The 19,484-nt window shown below is 61.5% G+C and carries 13 protein-coding genes and 2 pseudogenes; 4 read left to right on the top strand and 11 right to left on the bottom strand.

Annotated features, from left to right (window positions below):
- Window positions 1–102: 102 nt before the first annotated feature.
- The 3 genes from hutU to hutC all read right to left on the bottom strand — a co-directional run bounded on the left by hutU (window position 103) and on the right by hutC (window position 3,546).
- Window positions 103–1,788, bottom strand: coding sequence for a urocanate hydratase (hutU, locus tag ACIP8I_RS20600; RefSeq protein WP_400763474.1), 1,686 nt, complete (start codon window positions 1,786–1,788; stop codon window positions 103–105).
- Window positions 1,789–2,269: 481 nt separating this feature from the next.
- Window positions 2,270–2,839: a HutD family protein gene (locus ACIP8I_RS20605; protein WP_400763476.1), complete on the bottom strand. Its 570-nt coding sequence runs from the start codon at window positions 2,837–2,839 to the stop codon at window positions 2,270–2,272.
- Window positions 2,836–3,546, bottom strand: a complete 711-nt coding sequence (hutC, locus tag ACIP8I_RS20610) for a histidine utilization repressor (RefSeq protein ID WP_162803449.1) — start codon at window positions 3,544–3,546, stop codon at window positions 2,836–2,838. Before hutC ends, ACIP8I_RS20605 begins: the two co-directional genes overlap by 4 nt.
- Before the next feature lie 146 nt (window positions 3,547–3,692).
- Between hutC and ACIP8I_RS20615 the strand changes: the two genes are divergently transcribed.
- Entirely contained in the window at window positions 3,693–5,057 is a 1,365-nt protein-coding gene (locus ACIP8I_RS20615) for a formimidoylglutamate deiminase (protein WP_400763478.1), read from the top strand.
- A 118-nt stretch (window positions 5,058–5,175) separates the two neighbouring features.
- On the opposite strand, the gene ACIP8I_RS20620 is transcribed toward ACIP8I_RS20615, so the two are convergent.
- Together ACIP8I_RS20620 and ACIP8I_RS20625 are read right to left on the bottom strand one after the other, a co-directional pair.
- The gene (locus tag ACIP8I_RS20620; RefSeq protein WP_007961749.1) at window positions 5,176–5,745 is read right to left on the bottom strand and encodes a lipocalin family protein; all 570 of its coding nucleotides are present in this window, start codon (window positions 5,743–5,745) and stop codon (window positions 5,176–5,178) included.
- A gap of 31 nt (window positions 5,746–5,776) precedes the next feature.
- Window positions 5,777–6,031, bottom strand: coding sequence for a hypothetical protein (locus ACIP8I_RS20625; RefSeq protein WP_007961748.1), 255 nt, complete (start codon window positions 6,029–6,031; stop codon window positions 5,777–5,779).
- Window positions 6,032–6,324: 293 nt separating this feature from the next.
- Here ACIP8I_RS20625 and ACIP8I_RS20630 point away from each other — a divergent pair.
- Both ACIP8I_RS20630 and ACIP8I_RS20635 read left to right on the top strand, forming a co-directional pair.
- Window positions 6,325–7,347 (top strand): annotated as a pseudogene (locus tag ACIP8I_RS20630) (sensor histidine kinase); the annotation flags it as partial.
- Window positions 7,348–7,440: 93 nt separating this feature from the next.
- Window positions 7,441–8,205, top strand: a complete 765-nt coding sequence (locus ACIP8I_RS20635) for a methyl-accepting chemotaxis protein (protein ID WP_371917810.1) — start codon at window positions 7,441–7,443, stop codon at window positions 8,203–8,205.
- Window positions 8,206–8,404: 199 nt separating this feature from the next.
- Here the strand turns inward: ACIP8I_RS20635 and ACIP8I_RS20640 are convergent, their stop codons facing one another.
- From ACIP8I_RS20640 to ACIP8I_RS20660, 5 genes are all read right to left on the bottom strand, one after another.
- A complete protein-coding gene (locus tag ACIP8I_RS20640) occupies window positions 8,405–9,007 on the bottom strand; it encodes a DUF924 family protein (protein WP_400763481.1) in 603 nt (200 codons plus the stop codon).
- Between the two features lie 3 nt (window positions 9,008–9,010).
- Window positions 9,011–10,021 carry a class 1 fructose-bisphosphatase gene (locus ACIP8I_RS20645; protein ID WP_003220797.1) on the bottom strand — a complete coding sequence of 337 codons (1,011 nt, stop codon included), beginning with the start codon at window positions 10,019–10,021 and terminating at the stop codon, window positions 9,011–9,013.
- A 340-nt stretch (window positions 10,022–10,361) separates the two neighbouring features.
- The gene (locus ACIP8I_RS20650; RefSeq protein WP_400763484.1) at window positions 10,362–11,726 is read right to left on the bottom strand and encodes a DUF3999 domain-containing protein; all 1,365 of its coding nucleotides are present in this window, start codon (window positions 11,724–11,726) and stop codon (window positions 10,362–10,364) included.
- Entirely contained in the window at window positions 11,723–15,310 is a 3,588-nt protein-coding gene (locus tag ACIP8I_RS20655) for a DUF2339 domain-containing protein (RefSeq protein WP_400763486.1), read from the bottom strand. The genes ACIP8I_RS20650 and ACIP8I_RS20655 overlap by 4 nt, the downstream gene beginning before the upstream one ends.
- Window positions 15,311–15,564: 254 nt before the next feature.
- Complete coding sequence (locus ACIP8I_RS20660) at window positions 15,565–18,015, bottom strand: glycogen/starch/alpha-glucan phosphorylase (protein WP_400763489.1); 2,451 nt, start codon at window positions 18,013–18,015, stop codon at window positions 15,565–15,567.
- A 257-nt stretch (window positions 18,016–18,272) separates the two neighbouring features.
- Here ACIP8I_RS20660 and ACIP8I_RS20665 point away from each other — a divergent pair, with 257 nt between their 5' ends.
- Window positions 18,273–18,710 (top strand): YkgJ family cysteine cluster protein, encoded by a 438-nt coding sequence (locus tag ACIP8I_RS20665; protein ID WP_007961740.1) that lies wholly within the window; start codon window positions 18,273–18,275, stop codon window positions 18,708–18,710.
- A gap of 217 nt (window positions 18,711–18,927) precedes the next feature.
- Here the strand turns inward: ACIP8I_RS20665 and ACIP8I_RS20670 are convergent.
- Window positions 18,928–19,484 (bottom strand): annotated as a pseudogene (locus ACIP8I_RS20670) (translational GTPase TypA); the annotation flags it as partial.

Here is a 19,484-nt window from a genome sequence, read left to right on the forward strand (position 1 = left end):
CTTGTGGGAGCTGGCTTGCCAGCGATGACGTCGGCACCTTCAACATCAATTCCGGCAGTGCCACCGCTATCGCTGGCAAGCCAGCTCCCACAGGAATCTGTGTTACTTGCCGCCGGTAATCATCGGCAGGTTCAGACCCTGCTCCTTCGCGCAATCGATGGCGATCTGGTAACCGGCATCGGCGTGACGCATGACACCGGTGGCCGGGTCGTTGTGCAGCACGCGCGCAATACGCTCGGCCGCTTCGTCAGTACCGTCGCAGACAATCACCATGCCCGAGTGCTGGGAGAAGCCCATGCCCACGCCACCACCGTGGTGCAGCGAGACCCAGGTCGCACCGCTCGCGGTGTTCAGCAGAGCGTTGAGCAGTGGCCAGTCGGACACGGCGTCGGAACCGTCCTGCATCGATTCGGTTTCGCGGTTCGGGCTGGCGACCGAGCCGGAGTCGAGGTGGTCGCGACCGATCACGATCGGTGCCGACAGCTCGCCGCTGCGCACCATTTCGTTGAACGCCAGACCGAGCTTGGCGCGCAGGCCCAGGCCCACCCAGCAGATACGTGCCGGCAGACCCTGGAAGCTGATGCGCTCGCGGGCCATGTCCAGCCAGTTGTGCAGGTGCGCGTCGTCGGGGATCAGTTCTTTGACTTTGGCGTCGGTCTTGTAGATGTCCTGCGGATCACCCGACAGCGCCGCCCAGCGGAACGGGCCGATGCCACGGCAGAACAGTGGGCGGATGTAGGCAGGTACAAAGCCTGGGAAGTCGAATGCGTTTTCCACGCCTTCTTCCTGCGCCATCTGACGGATGTTGTTGCCGTAGTCGAAGGTCGGGATGCCTTGCTTCTGGAACGCCAGCATCGCTTTGACGTGGACCGCCATCGATTGCTTGGCGGCTTTGATCACGGCAGCCGGCTCGGTCTTGGCGCGGGCGCGGTACTCGTCCCAGGTCCAGCCCGCCGGCAGGTAGCCGTTCAGTGGGTCGTGGGCGCTGGTCTGGTCGGTGACCATGTCCGGGCGCACACCGCGCTTGACCAGTTCCGGCAGAATTTCTGCCGCGTTGCCGAGCAGGGCAATCGAGATTGCCTTACCTTCAGCGGTGTATTTGGCGATGCGCGCCAGGGCGTCGTCGAGGTCTTTGGCTTGCTCGTCGACGTAGCGGCTTTTCAGGCGGAAATCGATGCTCACCTGCTGGCATTCGATGTTCAGCGAGCAGGCGCCAGCCAGGGTGGCAGCCAATGGCTGTGCGCCGCCCATGCCGCCCAGGCCTGCGGTCAGCACCCACTTGCCCTTGAGGTTGTCGTTGTAGTGCTGGCGACCGGCTTCAACGAAGGTTTCGTAGGTGCCCTGAACGATGCCCTGGCTGCCGATGTAGATCCAGCTGCCGGCGGTCATCTGGCCGTACATGGCCAGGCCTTTGGCGTCGAGTTCGTTGAAGTGTTCCCAGCTCGCCCAGTGCGGCACCAGGTTGGAGTTGGCGATCAGTACGCGCGGAGCGTTGCTGTGAGTCTTGAACACGCCGACCGGCTTGCCGGATTGCACCAGCAGGGTCTCGTCGTCGTTCAGATTGGTCAGGCTCTCGACGATCTTGTCGTAGCACTCCCAGTTACGCGCCGCGCGACCGATGCCACCGTAGACCACCAGCTCTTTCGGGTTCTCGGCCACTTCCGGATCGAGGTTGTTCATCAGCATGCGCAGCGGCGCTTCGGTCAGCCAGCTCTTGGCGGTCAGCTTGTTGCCGCGGGCAGCGCGGATCTCGACGTCACGGTATTTAGTAGGTTTTGTGTCAGTCACGAAAAAGACTCCTCAGCGATCAATTCAAACCAACCCTGGCAGTGGGCAAGCAGCCTGTGCGCCTCAATGCGCGACAAGCGAATCAGTGGACGCTGCGGACTCATACGCATACGTCTTTACTTGTACATACAAGCATATGCAATCAAGCGGCCAACATGTTGGAGGCGCGTTCAGGAAAAATGGCGGACAGGGCTGCAGAGCGCCTGAGACAAGGGTTGCAGCGTGGATGAAAATTTTTGCGGGGAGGAATTGAGGTAGCGGAGGATCGTTACGAACCCGTGGTTTTGCGCCACGCTGGGGCGTTCGGTAACAAGTTGGTGCGTGAAGGGAAACAGCCTGCGTGAACGCAATTGTGGCGAGGGAGCTTGCTCCCGCTGGAGGCCGAAGGACTCCCATTCCGGCATTTACCGAAATGGGGCCGCTTCGCAGCCCAGCGGGAGCAAGCTCCCTCGCCACAATGTGTTTTATATGAGCAGAAGGATCAGCGTGCAGTCAGCTCGATCACGCAGCACGCTGCATTCACCGCAACTTCAAGCAGGCCGGTGTTACCGTCCAGTTGCAGGCAATCATGGCGCCCCAGTTGCGCGACGCTGTCAGCGACTGTCGCCTCAAGCAGCTTACTGACACTGAACACCAGCACCGTCGATGCCGAGCTGAAGAACCGCTGCTCGCCATCCAGCCACTGCAGCCGCGCGCTGTAACGCTGCGGCGCATAGATCAGGTTGAAGTCACGGATCGCGCCGCCGAGCAAGGTGCAGGACACCTGACTCTCACCGCTGAAGGCAAACGGGTCCAGCGGTAACAGTGGCCGGGTGTCGTCGCCGTCGACGCACAGGGTCATGCCGTCGCCCTGCAGTACCGTGATCACCCGCTGGTAACCGGCAAAGGTCGAGAAACCACCGGACTCGGCAATGTCGGCAATCGACAGGCGCCAGCCGAAACCATCCAGACCTGCACCGGCGTCACGGGTGATTTCCTCGGTGCTGCCGCCGCCGTTTTTCCACGGCATGCGCGGGAAGCCTTCAGCGCGTAAAACCTTTACCTGACTCATTTATGAAAGCGTCCTTCCAGACGATGACGGGAACCTGGGTGAATCAAACGTGCGGCGGTCACCGGCTGACGCCCCGACCAGGTGCGGCGACGGATCAGCAGGCACGGCTCGCCTTTTTCGATCTGCAGCAACTTGCACTCGGACGGCTCGGCGAGGATCGCTTCGACCACGTGCTCGCCTTCGGTCAGTGGCGCAACCTGGTTGAGATAGGCGTAAGGCGTCTGCAGGGTGAAGTCCTGCTTGAGGTATTCCGGGGCGACCAGCGCGTTGACGAAACGGTCTTCGATCTGCACCGGAATGTCGTTCTCGTAATGCACGATCAGCGAATGGAAGACCTTCTGCCCTTCGCGCATGTCCAGTGCCAGCGCGCGCTCGGAGCCGGCAGCCTCTTCTTCGAGGGTGATCACCTGGCAGGTGTGGCGATGGCCACGGGAGGCGATTTCGTCAGCGATGTTGTGCACTTCGAACAGCGCGGACTGGCTTTTCGGTTCGGCGACGAACGTACCGACGCCTTGCATGCGCACCAGCAAGCCGTCGGCAGTCATCTCGCGCAAGGCACGGTTGATGGTCATGCGGCTGAAACCGAGCTGGCTGACCAGTTCGCTTTCCGACGGCACGCGGTAGTGCGGCGGCCAGTTACCGCTGTCGATCTGCTGGGTGATCATCTGCTTGACGCGGGCGTACAAGGGCGCCGGACTGTCGCCCATGTTCGCGGCCAACGGGGAGACTGGAGGCGGAGTCGGCACGGTTGATCCCTGTTCATTGGATGAAGGTTGCTAGCTTGCCGGAGTTTACCGGGCAGGCAAACGTCTGTATATGTATATACAAATAACACACGATGGGGTGCTGAACCATGTCCGCTTTCTTTGCCGAACGCGCGCTGCTGCCTAACGGATGGGCCAACAATGTACGTCTTGAGGTCAGCGCCGATGGCGTGCTGACCCAAATCCTGGCCGATTCCACTGCAGACGGCGCCGAACGGCTGAGCGGTCCGCTGTTGCCGGGCATGCCCAATCTGCACTCCCACGCCTTCCAGCGCGCGATGGCGGGCCTGGCCGAAGTAGCCGGCAATCCCAATGACAGTTTCTGGACCTGGCGCGACCTGATGTATCGGCTGGTCGGAAAAATCAGCCCCGAGCAACTCGGCGTTATCGCCCGTCAGCTGTACATCGAGATGCTCAAGGCCGGTTACACCTCGGTCGCTGAGTTCCACTATGTGCACCACGACAGCAGCGGCCAGCCTTATGCCGATCCGGCCGAGCTGGCGCTGCGCATCAGTCAGGCCGCCAGCGAAAGCGGCATCGGTCTGACCCTGCTGCCCGTGCTCTACAGCCACTCGGGTTTCGGCGGCCAGACGCCGAACGACGGTCAGCGTCGCTTCATCAACAGCACCGAAAATTACCTGAACCTGCAATCGCGCTTGCAGCCATTACTGGCTCAGCAAAAAGCGCAATCGCTGGGTCTGTGCTTCCACTCGCTGCGCGCGGTCACCCCGCAGCAGATCAGCGAAGTGCTAGCCGCCAGCGACAAGCAGTGCCCGGTGCACATCCACATCGCCGAGCAGCAGAAAGAGGTCGATGACTGCCTGAGCTGGAGCGGTCGCCGTCCGTTGCAATGGCTCTACGAAAACACCGAGGTTGATCAGCGCTGGTGCCTGGTCCACGCGACCCACGCCAATCCCGAAGAAGTCACGCTGATGGCCAAGAGTCGCGCCATCGCCGGGCTGTGCCTGACCACCGAAGCGAATCTGGGCGACGGGATTTTCCCGGCAGTAGATTTCCTCGCCCAGGGCGGGCGCATGGGCATCGGTTCCGACAGCCATGTGTCGCTCAGCGTGGTCGAGGAATTGCGCTGGCTGGAATACGGCCAGCGTCTGCGTGATCAGCGGCGTAACCGTTTGTATGGCGCGGATCAGCCGATGGTCGGGCGCACGTTGTATGACGCAGCACTGGACGGCGGGGCCCAGGCTTTGGGACAGCCGATTGGTGCGCTGGAAGTCGGCAAGCGGGCGGACTGGATTGTGCTCGATGGCAATGACCCGTATCTGGCCACCGCCAGTGGCGACGGGATTCTGAATCGCTGGTTGTTCGCCGGTGGCGATCGTCAGGTGCGCGACGTGCTGGTCAACGGCCAGTGGGTGGTGCGCGATGGGCGGCATGCGGGCGAAGAGCAAAGCACATGCGCCTTCACCCAGGTTTTGCACGAACTGCTGGGCTGACACAAAGCAAAATGTAGGAGTGAGCCTGCTCGCGATGGCGGTGTGTCAGACATAAATATGTGACTGACACACCGCCATCGCGAGCAGGCTCACTCCTACATTGATTTTGTGGTGACCTTTAGTTCGAAGTCTTGGCCATCTGCCGATCCGACGCCCGCCAGATCAACCGCGTAGTATCGTAACCCTGCTGACGCGCCTTGCTCAGCAACTCCTCACGCACTACGCCATTGACCGTTGGCGTGCGCGACAGCAACCACATGTACTTGCGACTCGGGTCGCCGACAATGGCGGTCTTGTAGTCGTCGCTGACATACAACACCCAGTATTCGCCCTTCGCCACCCCCGGAATCAGGCGCGAGAACCAGGTATCGAACTCGACCCACAATTTGTCGGTCTTGCCCGGCACCTGTGGATAAGCCGTGCCCTTGACCTCTTCCCATTGCCAGTCCGCAGTCAGGCAGCGATTGAGCACATCGACGTTGCCGTCCGGCTTGAGCGAGTAATGCGCTTCGGATTGTGCGCAGTCGCGCTGGAAATACATCGGCAGGCGCGCCAGTTCATACCAGGTGCCCTGATAGCGCTTGAGGTTGACGCTGTGGACTGTCTTGGGCGCCAGCGGATCTTCACCATGCGTGGCACAGCCGGCCAGTACCAGGCCGGCAAAAAGAACAAACAATAACCGCTTCATTATTTTTCTCCCGTGGGCGCTTGGCCCCGGTTTACTTCAGGCCTTGGCCGGAAAACATCAACACTTTGTCACCGGCGTACTGCACGCTGATAAAGCTTTTCTGGTCGCCCCAGGTGCAACTGGACATGCCGAGCGCGCCCGAGCAGTCGGTGGGTTTGCCGAGCAGCGTCTCCACTTCGGCCTTGGCCATGCCGGCCGAAAGCTTGGAATAGTTTTCCTGATTGACCTTGCTGCACGCGGCCAGCAGCACGCAAAAAGTCAGAAGGGCGATAGATCGCAGCGACATGAAGTAACTCCTGGAACGAGGGGGGATGGCATGGTGCCAACCAGAAGCTTAGAAGAGAAAACCCTCATCTGGTTCCGTGCGGGGAAGGCTATTTATTTGCCCGCTCGTCTGGCTTTTACCTTTAAATCAGACACTTTGCAGGGCAACTGAGCATTTCGTCGCATTTCCCGAAAGACGCCTAATCTTTGGCGCACGGCGGTCGAAATAAGAGCAGCGCAAAGCCCCCGAGTGTGGCAAATTGCCGCCCTTTCTCGACCAGCCCCTTCGCGGTAGTTCATTCGATGACCAGAAACATGAAATTCAGCCACAAGATCTTGTTGGCTGCCGCCCTCGTGGTGGCCGTTGCGTTCGCCTGTTTCATTTTGTTCAACGACTATCGACAACGCGAAGCCCTGAGCAGCAGCACCGAGGCCTCGATGCAGGAACTGGGCAGCCTGACCACCAGCAACATCCAGACCTGGCTGGAAAGCCGCATCCAGTTGCTGCAATCGCTGTCGCAGCAAGTCGCCGCAGACGGCAGCGCCCCGGCCAGCCTCAAGCGCATCATCGACCTGCCCGCCTACACCGGCAATTTCCAGCTCAGCTACTTCGGCGGCGCTGACGGCGTGATGTTCTCGGTGCCCGCCGGCAACCGCGCGCCGGACTACGACCCGCGCGCCCGTGGCTGGTACAAGGCCGCCAACAGCGCCCAGCAGACCATCGTCACCGAACCCTACATCGCCGCATCGTCGGGCAAACTGGTGATCACCGTCGCCACCCCGGTGCAGCGCCAGGGCCAGATGATCGGTGTGGCCGGTGCCGACATCGATCTGACCAGCGTCAGCGCGATCATCAACTCGCTCAACTTTGGCGGCCACGGCCATGCGTTCATTGTCAGCGCCGACGGCAAGATCCTGATTCACCCGGACAGCAAACTGGTCCTGAAAACCCTCGCCGAGGCCTACCCGAACGGCGCACCGAAAGTCAGCCCGGGCCTGAAAGAGGTCGAGTTCGACGGCAAGACCCAACTGATTTCCTTCACCCGCGTCAACGGCGTGCCTTCGGCTGACTGGTACGTGGCGCTGGTGCTGGACAAAGACACAGCGTTCTCGATGCTCAGCGAGTTCCGCACCTCGGCGCTGATCGCCATGGTGATCGCGGTGGTGATCATCATCGCCTTGCTCGGCATGTTGATTCGCGTGCTGATGCAACCGCTGCTGACCATGGGCCGCGCCATGCATGACATCGCCGAAGGCGAAGGCGACCTGACCAAACGCCTGGTGATCCACGGCCATGATGAATTCGGCGCGCTGGGCCTGTCGTTCAACCGTTTCGTCGAGCGTATTCACACCTCGATCCGTGAAGTGTCCTCGGCCACCGGCCAAGTCAACGAAGTCGCCCTGCGCGTGGTCGCGGCGTCGAACTCGTCGATGTACAACTCCGACCAGCAAGCAACCCGCACCAACAGCGTGGCCGCGGCGATCAACCAGCTCGGCGCCGCCGCCCAGGAAATCGCCCAGAACGCCGCCCTCGCCTCGCAGCACTCCAGCGATGCGCGCAGCCTGGCGGTCGATGGTCAGCAGGTTGTGGATAAAACCATCCACGCCATGCAGCAGCTGTCGGCAAAAATCAGCGACTCCTGCGGCAACATCGAAACCCTCAACAGCAACACGGTGAACATCGGGCAGATTCTGGAAGTGATCACCAGTATCTCGCAGCAGACCAACCTGCTGGCGCTCAACGCTGCGATCGAAGCCGCCCGCGCCGGTGAGGCTGGCCGTGGCTTCGCCGTGGTCGCCGACGAAGTGCGCAACCTCGCCCACCGCACCCAGGACTCGGCGCAGCAAGTGCAAAAGATGATCGAAGAACTGCAAGTCGGCGCGCGTCAGGCCGTGAGCATCATGACCGAGAGCCAGCGCGAGAGCGAAAGCAGCGTCGGCATCGCCAACCAGGCCGGCGAACGTCTGGGCAGCGTGACCCAGCGCATCGGCGAGATCGACGGGATGAACCAGTCGGTGGCTACCGCGACCGAGGAGCAGACCGCGGTGGTCGAGTCGATCAACGTCGACATCAACGAGATCAACACGCTGAACCAGGAAGGTGTGGAGAACCTGCAGGCGACCTTGCGCGCTTGTTCGGATCTGGAGCAGCAGGCGGCGCGCTTGAAGCAGCTGGTGGGTAGCTTCCGGATCTAAGATCAAGAGCCACCCCTCATCCCAGCCCTCTCCCCCAAGGGGGGAAGGGGGGAAGGGAGTAGATCTTCAAGCTTTTCAAACCTGAGTTCGACTGGATGCTTCAGGTCGATGTATAGCGACAGACCACCTCGGTCAGTCCCCTCTCCCTCCGGGAGAGGGTTAGGGTGAGGGCTGGTTGTTGAGGTTGCCGAGAATCGTCCTAAAAACGCGAACCCGGCTCTTTCAAAAACGCCAACTCCTCAGCTGTCGACTCCCTCCCCAACACCGCATTGCGATGCGGAAACCGTCCAAACCGCGCAATCACTTTCCGATGCCGCTCGGCATAGTCCAGATTGTCGGCAAACACCGCCCGCTCGCTTTCCGGCTGCTCAGCCAGCAGATCGATAAAGCGCGAAACGGCTTCGTTCTGCACCGCGAGGTTTTCGCAGTGTTCGAACACCAGATAAATGAATACCCGCTGAATCGGCTTCAGTTGCCGATCGAAGTCCGCGGCAATGCCCTGCGCGACAAGTTTCTGCGCACGAAGATCGCCAGAGAATGCTTTGGGTGTATCGCGAAAGATCATGCGCGGCAGTTGATCGAGCAGCAGCACCACGGCCAGCCAACCTTCCGGACGTTGCGTCCAATCGGTCAATTCGCCAGCGAGGGCCTGATCGACAAAGACCCCGAAACGCTCACGCGCTTCGAGGTCCTGGCTGTCTTTCTTGCCGAACCACAACTTGCCCTTGTCAGCCGATATCTCGTCCGGTGATTCGGCGTGTCCGAACCACCAATCGAGCAACGGCTGCCAAGGCGCGGTCATGGTTTATTCCTTGTGGTAGGCCGTAGCGCGGGCGACTTCTTCTTTCGAGCCGAGGAACACCGCTACGCGCTGGTGCAGGCCCTCGGGCTGAATGTCGAGGATGCGCTGGTGACCGTCGGTGGACGCGCCGCCGGCCTGTTCCACCAGGAACGACATCGGGTTGGCTTCGTACATCAGGCGCAGTTTGCCCGGCTTCGACGGCTCACGGCTGTCGCGTGGGTACATGAACAGACCGCCACGGGTCAGGATGCGGTGTACGTCGGCCACCATCGCCGCGACCCAGCGCATGTTGTAGTTCTTCTTCAGCGGGCCTTCTTCGCCGGCCAGCAGTTCGCTGACGTAGCGTTGTACCGGGGCTTCCCAGTGGCGCTGGTTGGACATGTTGATCGCGAATTCCTGGGTGGTTTCAGGAATGGTGATGTCTTCGTGGGTCAGCACGAAGCTGCCCATTTCGCGGTCCAGGGTGAAGCCTTTGACGCCGTCGCCCAAGGTCAGTACCAGCATGGTCTGCGGGCCGTAGATCGCGTAACCGGCAGCCACCTGCTGGGTGCCTGGCTGCAGGAAGGCTTTTTCGTTCAGCGCTTCGTTCTGGCTCAGGTATTCATTCGGGCAACGCAGTACCGAGAAGATGGTGCCGACCGGGGCGTTGATGTCGATGTTCGACGAGCCGTCCAGTGGGTCGAACACCAGCAGGTAGGCGCCTTTCGGGTATTTGCCCGGGATCTGGTAGGCATTGTCCATTTCTTCGGACGCCATGCCGGCCAGGTGACCGCCCCATTCGTTGGCTTCGAGCAAAATCTCGTTCGACAGCACGTCGAGTTTCTTCTGCACTTCGCCTTGGACGTTTTCAGTGCCCATGCTGCCCAGCACACCACCCAGGGCGCCTTTGGACACGGCGTGGCTGATCTCTTTGCAGGCACGCGCCACCACTTCGATCAGGAAGCGCAGATCGGCAGGAGTGTTATTGCTGCGGGTCTGCTCAATCAAATAGCGACTCAGGGTAACGCGGGACATGGACGGCTCCGGTGGAATGGGGGGCTAAAAACCCGCGCAGTTTACAGGGAGTCTGAAAACGTAGCGAGCGATGACGCCCGGTAACGTGCATTGGGGCGCAATTGCCTCTATCAGACGTGATCGGGTCGAGAGAGTTCATGCACCGCAGTCAGCGTAGTCCGGTTCGGGACGGGTGGTGGTTGAGTTGATAGCGGCAGTTTGCGGATTTTTATTGATTGATCGACCGACATCGCTGGCAAGCCAGCTCCCACAAGGACTTCGGTCGCTCACCTGTTTTGCGTACACCAAATAACCTGTGGGAGCTGGGTTGCCAGCGATTGGCGCGCAGCGCCAGCCATTCTCAGGAATTGGCTGGCGGTTTGCGCAGCAGACTCGCCGCCATCGCCCCGAGGAACACCACACTCACCAGCAACACCGCCCACAAGCCGATCTTCTTCCAGTTGGTCTCGGCCACTGCCGCCGTAGTCGCCGGCGCAGCCTGTGTGGCAACCACTTCACCTTGCACCGTTGCCTTGCCCAGCGTCGCGAGTTTCTCCGGTTTGAAATCCGGAATCAGCGTGCTCAGCGGCAGGTTCGCGGTTTTCACCGTCGGATTGCCCAGCGCCAGGCTGTAAGGCCCGTCACCTCGTGCGAGGAAAATCACCTGCGTCGCCCGCACCGCGTATTTCAGACTCGGTGCCTGCTCGCCCAGACCGCCGCCACGCTCATCCACGCTCAGTTTCAGCTGCTGCACAGTCTGCCCGTACAACTGCAATTCGTTCTGCACCACGTCCTGACCGTTCTGGGTCAGGCGATACAGCAAACCATTGCTCAGGGTCCGCCACGGCAGGCTGCTTTCGCGCCGGCCCGCGAGCGTCACCGGTGCCAGACTGTTCGGCTGCTTCAGCTCGACCTGTACCCGCTCGACATTCAGCCCCATCGGCAATTGCCAGGTGTACTCGCCGGACTTGGTGCTGCTGCCGGCCAGCGCTTGCGACCAGACCAACGGCAGCGGCACGTTGTGTGGATCGCTGCTTTTCAGTTGCGCCGACGTGAGGATGGGCGCCGAGGTTGGCGCATCCCACAGCAAACGCAGATAGCGCGCGGATTGCCCCGGCAGCATCACTTCATGCTGCTCGATGCGCTCGTCGGAAAAAGTCAGGCGCGCCACCTGCCCCTCGCCCCACGCCTGCCAATGCTGCAAGTCATCACTGGCCTCGATGCTGAAGCGCTGGAAACCGTCACGCTCGCTGGTCCAGTCGAGGATCAGTTGCTGCAGCGGCGCCTTGATCGCACTGGCATCGAGCAGCCAGCCACGCAGCACTTCTTCGCCGGCCTCCAGTTGCGTCGACGGCTGCACTTCCACCAGCGTGCCGGTGGTGGTCGATTGCACGCGCACGTTCGGCGCGCGCTCGCTGGCATCGGCAGCGTTGTACAACGGGAACCACTTCACCTCATGCAACTGCCCGTCGTCGCGGGTCTGCGCCGACTCCCGGGCCAGGGCGTAGGCCTGCGGTTCGCCGGCGGCGTTGAACACGCGCAGATCACTGAGATCGGTCTGGCGTGCCTGCAATTGCGCGCTCAGCGGCAGGTCGAGGCGATACCAAGGGCCATTGCCACTCACCGTCAGCGGCACCTGCGTGGCGAAGTCCGCCGGTTTTTCCTGGGCGCCGGCAGCCATCACCACGCCCAACGCCAACCACCCCAGATTCAGCATGCGACTCAAGATGAAACTCCTTCGGTATCCGGCACGGGTTTGTCCGCCACCGGTTCGGCTTCGACGCGTTTCGGTGGCAGCGGTGCGAAATAGCCCACCACCAGCAGCAACACGCCGACCCCGATAAACGAGACGATCCGGGCGAGGCCGCCACGGTTGCTCAATTCGACAAAAATCAGTTTGGCCACCACCAGCGCAATCAGCGCCGCGCCGATCAGCCACACTTCGCGCCTGTGACGCAGATGGCCGCCGATCATCAGACCCAGCGCCATCAGCGTCCAGACGATGGACAAACCGGCCTGCACCAGCATCGACTCAAGCAGCAGATCCAGCTCGAACGGAATCCCCGCCCAATGGTGCGCAGCACGGGTCACCAGCGCGGTGCAGAAAGCGAACAGCGAAACCCCGGCGACCAGTTGCGTGGCGTACTCGGCGTAATCCTTGCGCAGGGCAAACTGCGTCACCGCATAACGCGACCACACGTACACCCCGAACAGGGCGAACAGCAGGCCCAGTTCCAGCGGGTTGATCAGCGGCACGTACGGCAGCGGTTCGGCGTTGCCGTCGCTGAAGCCGTTGGCCAGCCAGAACCACGCGAGCATCAGCACTGCCAAGGGCGCAGCGGCATACAAACGGTATTCGCGCGCAAAGGCCGCCACCGGCCATGGCCATTTACGCGGAGCCGCCGCCAGCAACAGATACAGACTCGGCAGGATCGCCCAGCCCAGCCAGCGCCACGCGTTGTATTGTTCGGACAACAGCAGCAAGCCGTAGCGCAACTCCAGCGCCAACACGCCGATCAGCAGCCAGCAACCCAGCACGTGCGCCGTGCTCAAGGCCCGCGCCGGCAGCATCGGCGCCAGACGCCGCAGGCTGAAGAAGTGCACGACGAACACCAATACCCACGCCAGCCAACCAAAATTCGCCGCTGGGTGATAACGCGAATGCCACGCCGCCAGCAGCACCAGCCCCGCCGCCGGAATCAGCAAGGTGCAGAGCAGGCCCAGCGCCGGCCATTTCAGGCGCAGCGCCAACAATGTCCACAGCGCCACACTCAGCGCGGCAATCAGCAGCAACAGCGTCGCCTGCAGATTCAGCGGCGCAAAACGCAGCACCTCACTCACCCACGCCAACGCCCACCAACCGGCGCCCCACACCAGCAGCACTTCAGACAGGCGTTGCAAACTCAGCGCATCGAAGGCCGAGGCGTGATTGCCCAGTTGCAGACGCCAGGCACCGACCAGCGCGGCCAGCCCCAGTACCAGCGGCGTCCAGAAACCGCCATGGGCCAACGGCCGCAGTCCTTCGCTGGACAGCGGCCCGAGCAACTCGGGGCCGGCCAACAAGAACGCCGCGCCACCGATCAACTGCAACAACAGCCCAAAGACAAAACTCACGCGCTGTTTGAGGTACAGGCTCAGCCAGATGATCAACAGACCGCTCGCCGCCCACACCGCACTCGCGGTTTGCCACGGCAGCACGAACAGCACCGCCAGATTGATCAGCACCAACCCCGCCAGCAACACCACCGACAACCCGCGTAGCAGCCGCACATCGCCGCGCACCATCTCGTCGCGCGCCGCCAGCAACATGCCGCCGATCAACGCCAGACCAATCACGGATGCGCTGAGCAAACCACTCCACCCGGCGCTGAACACCGCCGCCGAATCCTCGCCCGCACCTTGCAAACGCAACAGGAACAGCGCGCCGCCGAGCAACTGCACAGCGAACGCGGTGAACAGGAACGTGCGCGATTGCAGGCGCAGGCCGACAAACAAGGTCACCAGCCCGGCCAATGCCCAACTGATCGCCGTGGCCTGAACCAAGAAAAACAGCGGCGCCAGCAGGTACAGGAAGGTCAGGCCCAGCGCCGCCAGCACCGGCAAACCCTGACGCTCCCACGGCGATGCCTGTTCCGGCGTGGCTTTGCGCAACTGATAGAAACTGAACAGCAGCGCGATACCGAGCATCAATGCGCCCAACGGTGCGCCGTCGAGCAGGCTGCTTTCGCCGACCCGCAACTGACTGAGGAACGCCAGCGCCGAACCCAGTTGCAGCAGCAAGGCAAACGCTCGGGCGAACGGTCGCTGCTGACGCAAGCCGAGCCAGAAAATCCCCGCGCCCTCCACGGCCCACGCCGCCGAAGTCCAGCGCGCATCGAGGCCCAGCGGGATCGCCAGGCTGGCGAAAATCACCCCCAGCGCCAGACAGGTTTCACCCAGCAACAAGGCGCGACCGCCCATCAACACCCGCGCCAGGCCCATGTAGATCACGCCCAGTGCCAGTGCACTGAACGCGGCGGCGAACTCCAGGTGCTGCACCAGCGCAAACTGCAGACCGAAGCCAACGATCGGCGGGCCGAACAGCATCGTGCCGTCGACGTAGTCGCCCTTGCGCGCCGACCAGTGCAGCAGCGCCTCGCGATCGTCGTCCGCTGGCGCATCGGGCATGTCGAGCAACTTGCGCCGGGCAAACAACAGGCCGATGCCCAGGTACATCAGGAAGAACAGGATCAGGAACGGCTCGGTGCTCCACAGCAATTCAGGCGCGTAGGAACGCAAGCCCCAGGCGAAACCGATGCCGAACGTGCCGACGAACCCGATCAGGTTAAGCAGGCGCCAGGCCTTGAACCAGGCGATGGCGAGAATGCCGGCGTTGAGCAAGGCGAAATAGCTGAACAGCGCGACATGATTGCCCTCCCCGGTCGAGGTCAGGATTGGCGCGGCGAAACCGCCCAATGCTGCAGCCGCTGCCAGCCCCAGCGCATCCTGAGTGATGGCGAGAATCGCCGAAAACACCGTCACTGCTACCAGCAAACCCAACGCGGCAGACGGATCGAGCAACGGATGCAGACGCATCGCCGCAAACACCGTCAGGTACAGCACCGCGATCCCGGTGCCCTGCAGAATCAGCGCATAACTGCTGTTGCGTTTGCGCAGCCACCAGCCCAGCGCCAGCAGGGCCAAGGCCGCTGCAGCGACGCCGGCGTAACGCAATTCGATCGGCACAACCATGCCTTCGGTGGCATAGCGCAACAAAAAGGCCAGCCCGAAGAACAACAGCACCACGCCGACCCGCAGCACGGTGTTGCCACCGAACAGCCAGTTGCGCGCAGCGCTGATACCGCGCTCGATCAGGTTCGGGCCACGGGGTTCGGCAGGTTGTGCAGGTGTAGCTGGCTCGTCGGTGACGGCATCCAGATGCCAGACATCGGCCGGCAGCGGCTGACTGGTTTCGCTGGCAACGACAGAGATCGGTTCGAGTTCGGGTGGCAGTTCCCAGACCAGATCCGGCGTGACGGCGGGTGCCGGTTCGGCGACGATGACGGGTTCGACGACCGGTTCCACGCCTGCTGCTGGCACCGCGTGAGAGGGGGAGCCTTCCAGCAGATACAGGCGCTGAGCGACGCCTTGCAAAGCCGCTTTTGTCTGTTCAAGTTGGCGCTGTTGCTCTGCAGCCTGCGAGCCAAGCCGGGCGATGCGCAGCGTCTGCCCGATCACAAGCCCGAGCAGTGCACCCAGCAACGCGGCGCTGAACGACTCGTCGAGCAGCCAGCCGAGCAGCAGCCCGATCAACATGAACATCCATTGCATGGTCGATATCCCTAAGCAGCCCGAGGCGGGGCGAGTCCGGCGATTGCTTCAGTCTAGGCACAAACCCATGTAGGAGTGAGCCTGCTCGCGATAGCGGTTTGTCAGTCAACGAAGCTGTTGAATGTGACGGCGCTATCGCGAGCAGGCTCACTTCTACATTCGATCAGTGGTGGCTGAACAGCCCGGTAACCGGCGCTCAGTATATCGATCCGGCCCAACAAACGTTGGGCCTTGCGCACATTTGTTGCCGAAAGTTACTCCAGTGCCTTCCAGATATCCGTGGCGTACTCGCGAATCGTCCGGTCGGACGAGAACCAGCCCATGCGTGCCGTGTTGAGCACTGCCGAGCGCCACCAGTTGTTGGAATCGTGCCAGTGCGCGTCGACGCGCTTTTGCGCTTCCCAGTAGGAATCGAAGTCGGCGCAGACCAGGAAGCGGTCGTAGTCCACCAGCGAATCGATCAGCCCGGTATAGCGCGACGTATCGTCCGGCGAGAACACGCCGCTACGGATCGCTTGCAACACATCGTTCAGACGATGCGACGCGGCGATGTCCGGTACGGCGCTGAACTCGTGGTTCTGCTTGCGCGCCTCAACCTGCTGCGCGCTGAGGCCGAAGATGAACATGTGCTCGGCGCCGATGCGCTCGCACATTTCCACGTTGGCGCCGTCGAGGGTGCCGATGGTCAGCGCACCGTTGAGGCCGAACTTCATGTTACTGGTGCCCGAAGCTTCGAAGCCGGCCGTGGAAATCTGCTCGGACAAGTCCGCCGCCGGAATGATGCTCTCTGCCAGGCTGACGTTGTAGTTGGGCAGGAATACCACCTTCAGCAGGCCACGCACGGTCGGGTCGTTGTTCACCACCCGGGCGATGTCGTTGGTCAGCTTGATGATCAGTTTGGCCTGGTGATAACTGGCCGCCGCTTTACCGGCGAAGATTTTCACCCGTGGTACCCAGTCGACTTCAGGCTCGGCGCGGATCGCCTGATACAGCGCCACGGTGTGCATCAGGTTGAGCAACTGGCGCTTGTATTCGTGGATCCGCTTGACCTGCACGTCGAACATCGCCGCCGGATTGACCGCAATCCCCAGCCGCTCGTGAATCAAGTAGGCCAAGGCCTTTTTGCTGTGCAGACGCTGTTCGGCGAAGGCTTTGCGGAAGGCGGGTTGCTCGGCGAACGGTTCGAGGTCGAGCAAGCGCTCTTCCGGGTTATCCAGCACCTCCGGGCCGAGGGAGTCGACCAGCATCGAGGTCAGCTCGGAGTTGGCCTGGAACAGCCAGCGGCGAAAGGTGATGCCGTTGGTTTTGTTGTTGATCCGCTCCGGGTAGAGCTTGTGCAATTCGGCGAACACGGTCTTGCGCATCAACTGCGTGTGCAGCCCGGACACGCCGTTGACGCTGTGCGAACCGAGGAACGCGAGGTTGCCCATGCGCACCCGGCGACCGTTGTCCTCTTCGATCAGCGACACCGCGCGCAGCACATCGAAATCATGAATACCTTTGGCGCGCAGCGAGTCGATGTGCTGCGCGTTAATCAGATAAATGATCTGCATGTGCCGCGGCAGCATGCGTTCCATCAGGCCGACCGGCCAGGTTTCCAGCGCCTCGGGCAACAGCGTGTGGTTGGTATACGACAAGGTATCGACCGTGACTTGCCACGCCGCATCCCAGGCCACGTCGTAGACGTCGACCAGTTGGCGCATCAGTTCGGCGACGGCAATCGAAGGGTGAGTGTCGTTGAGCTGGATCGCTGCGTGATCGCCCAGGGTCAGCACCGAGGTGTGCATGTTGCGATGACGACGCAGCAAATCCTGCAGAGAGGCGGCGACGAAGAAGTATTCCTGACGCAGACGCAGCTCCTGCCCGGCCTCAGTGCTGTCGGCCGGGTAAAGCACGCGGGAAATACTTTCAGCACGGGCGACTTCGGCGACGGCGCCCAAGTGGTCACCGGCGTTGAAACGTTCCAGGTGCAGATCTTCCATGGCTCGCGCACGCCATAGGCGCAGGGTGTTGACGCTCGCCCCGCGCCAGCCGACCACTGGCGTGTCGTAGGCAATCGCTCGTACGGTTTCCGCAGGCGACCAGACCTGCTTGGACTTGCCACTGGCATCGGTGACGGTTTCAACACTGCCGCCGAAGCCGATGGAGTACACCACTTCCGGACGTTCGAATTCCCACGGGTTGCCGAAATCCAGCCAGTGCTCGGTCTGTTCCTGCTGCCAGCCATCGACGATGGCCTGCCGGAACAGCCCATGCTCGTAGCGAATGCCGTAGCCGTGCCCGGCGATGCCAAGGGTCGACATGCTTTCCATGAAGCACGCCGCCAGACGTCCGAGGCCACCGTTGCCGAGTGCCGCGTCGGGTTCCAGCAGGCGAATGCGTTCCAGATCGACACCCAGTTCAGTCAGTGCCTCACGGGCGACGTCGAGCAGGCCGAGATTGCTCAGGCTGTCGTAGAGCAAACGGCCGATGAGAAATTCCAGCGAGAGGTAATACACCCGCTTCTGGCCTTTGCGGTAGATCTGCCGGGTGTGGTCCATCCAGTGTTCGACCATGTGGTCGCGCGCCGCCAGGGCAATGGCTTCGAACCAGTCATGGTCGAAAGCGTGATCCGGGTCTTTACCCACTGCATAGGTGAGCTTGGTCAGGACGGCATCGCGGAATGCGGCCACCTCTGCTTCGCGAACTAGTGGTTCTTGAGTCATCGATAGGACCTCGAGCGAGCGGGGAATTGTCTGAGCCTAGACGGTCTGACCGACGGTAGAGGCGCTGGTTCGGCAGTTTTTCCGAAGTCGGTGAGATAGCCCGGCATTACCTTGGCGAGTGGGCTAATGAATGCAGGGGCCGTGCCGGACTGAATGACATTTGCGCGGCATTTGCAAAAATCTGGCGAAAGGTTGTTCAAAAATCCACCAGTCCCGGTATGATCGCGCGCCCTGATGCACACGCCTGGTAATTCCCGATGATGAAGCCCAACCTGATTGCCGCCGCCGAGATCGACCGTCTCGATACGTGGGCCAAATATTCGGCCCCGATGTGCGGCTCTTGTGTCTCCAGCTGCTGCACCCTGCCGGTCGAGGTCAAGATCAAGGACCTGGTACGCATCGGCGTGGTCGACGAGTTCGAGCTGGGCGATCCGCCAAAGAACATCGCCAAACGCCTGCAAAAGGAAGGGCTGGTCGAGCGCTTCAACCAGAAGTCGGGGATCTTCACCCTGCAGCGCATGAGCAACAACGATTGCTACTACCTGGATCGTAAGAGCCGCCTGTGCACCATTTATGACAAGCGCCCGGACACCTGCCGCAACCACCCGAAAATCGGCCCGCGTCCGGGGTATTGCGCGTACAAGCCCAAAGAAGTCGAGCGGGTGCAGAATTCGCGGTCGATCGAGAAGTTCTGACCTTTCCTGAAATTTTCGGCGCCTGTCAGGCCGCCATCGCTGGCAAGCCAGCTCCCACATTGATTGTTGCCGTACAGAAGATTCATGTGCGACGCAAAACCCTGTGGGAGCTGGCTTGCCAGCGATGAGGCCAGCACAAACACCGCACAAACCCCAGACAAACAAAAACGCCCCCGGTCTCGCGACCGGGGGCGTTTTTTTCAGCCTGGGCTAAATCTTATGCCTTGGCTTTCTTGGCAGCGCGGGTACGCTCGCTTTCGTCCAGGATCTTCTTGCGAAGACGGATGGACTTAGGCGTGACTTCGCACAGCTCGTCTTCCTGGATGTATTCCAGAGCCTGTTCCAGAGTGAAGCGAACAGGTGGTACCAGAGCGATGGTTTCGTCTTTACCCGAAGCACGCATGTTGTCGAGCTTCTTGCCTTTGGTAGGGTTCACACCCAGGTCGTTGTCGCGGCTGTTCTGACCAACGATCTGACCGTTGTAGATCTCCTGGCCGTGTTCTACGAACAGCTTGCCACGAGCCTGCAGGGTTTCCAGCGAGTAGGTCAGTGCCTTGCCGGTTTCAACCGAAACCAGAACGCCGTTCTGACGGCCGGACATGTGGCCCGACTTCACTGGAGCGTAACGATCGAAGATCGAGGTCAGGATGCCAGCACCGTTGGTCAGGGTCAGGAACTGGTTACGGAAACCGATCAGACCGCGAGCAGGGATGTTGTATTCCAGACGAACACTTCCATTGCCATCCGGCACCATGTTGCTCAGGTCGCCCTTAC

Origin of the sequence: Pseudomonas sp. NPDC088414, from assembly GCF_044753325.1 — a bacterium.
Taxonomy (GTDB): domain Bacteria; phylum Pseudomonadota; class Gammaproteobacteria; order Pseudomonadales; family Pseudomonadaceae; genus Aquipseudomonas.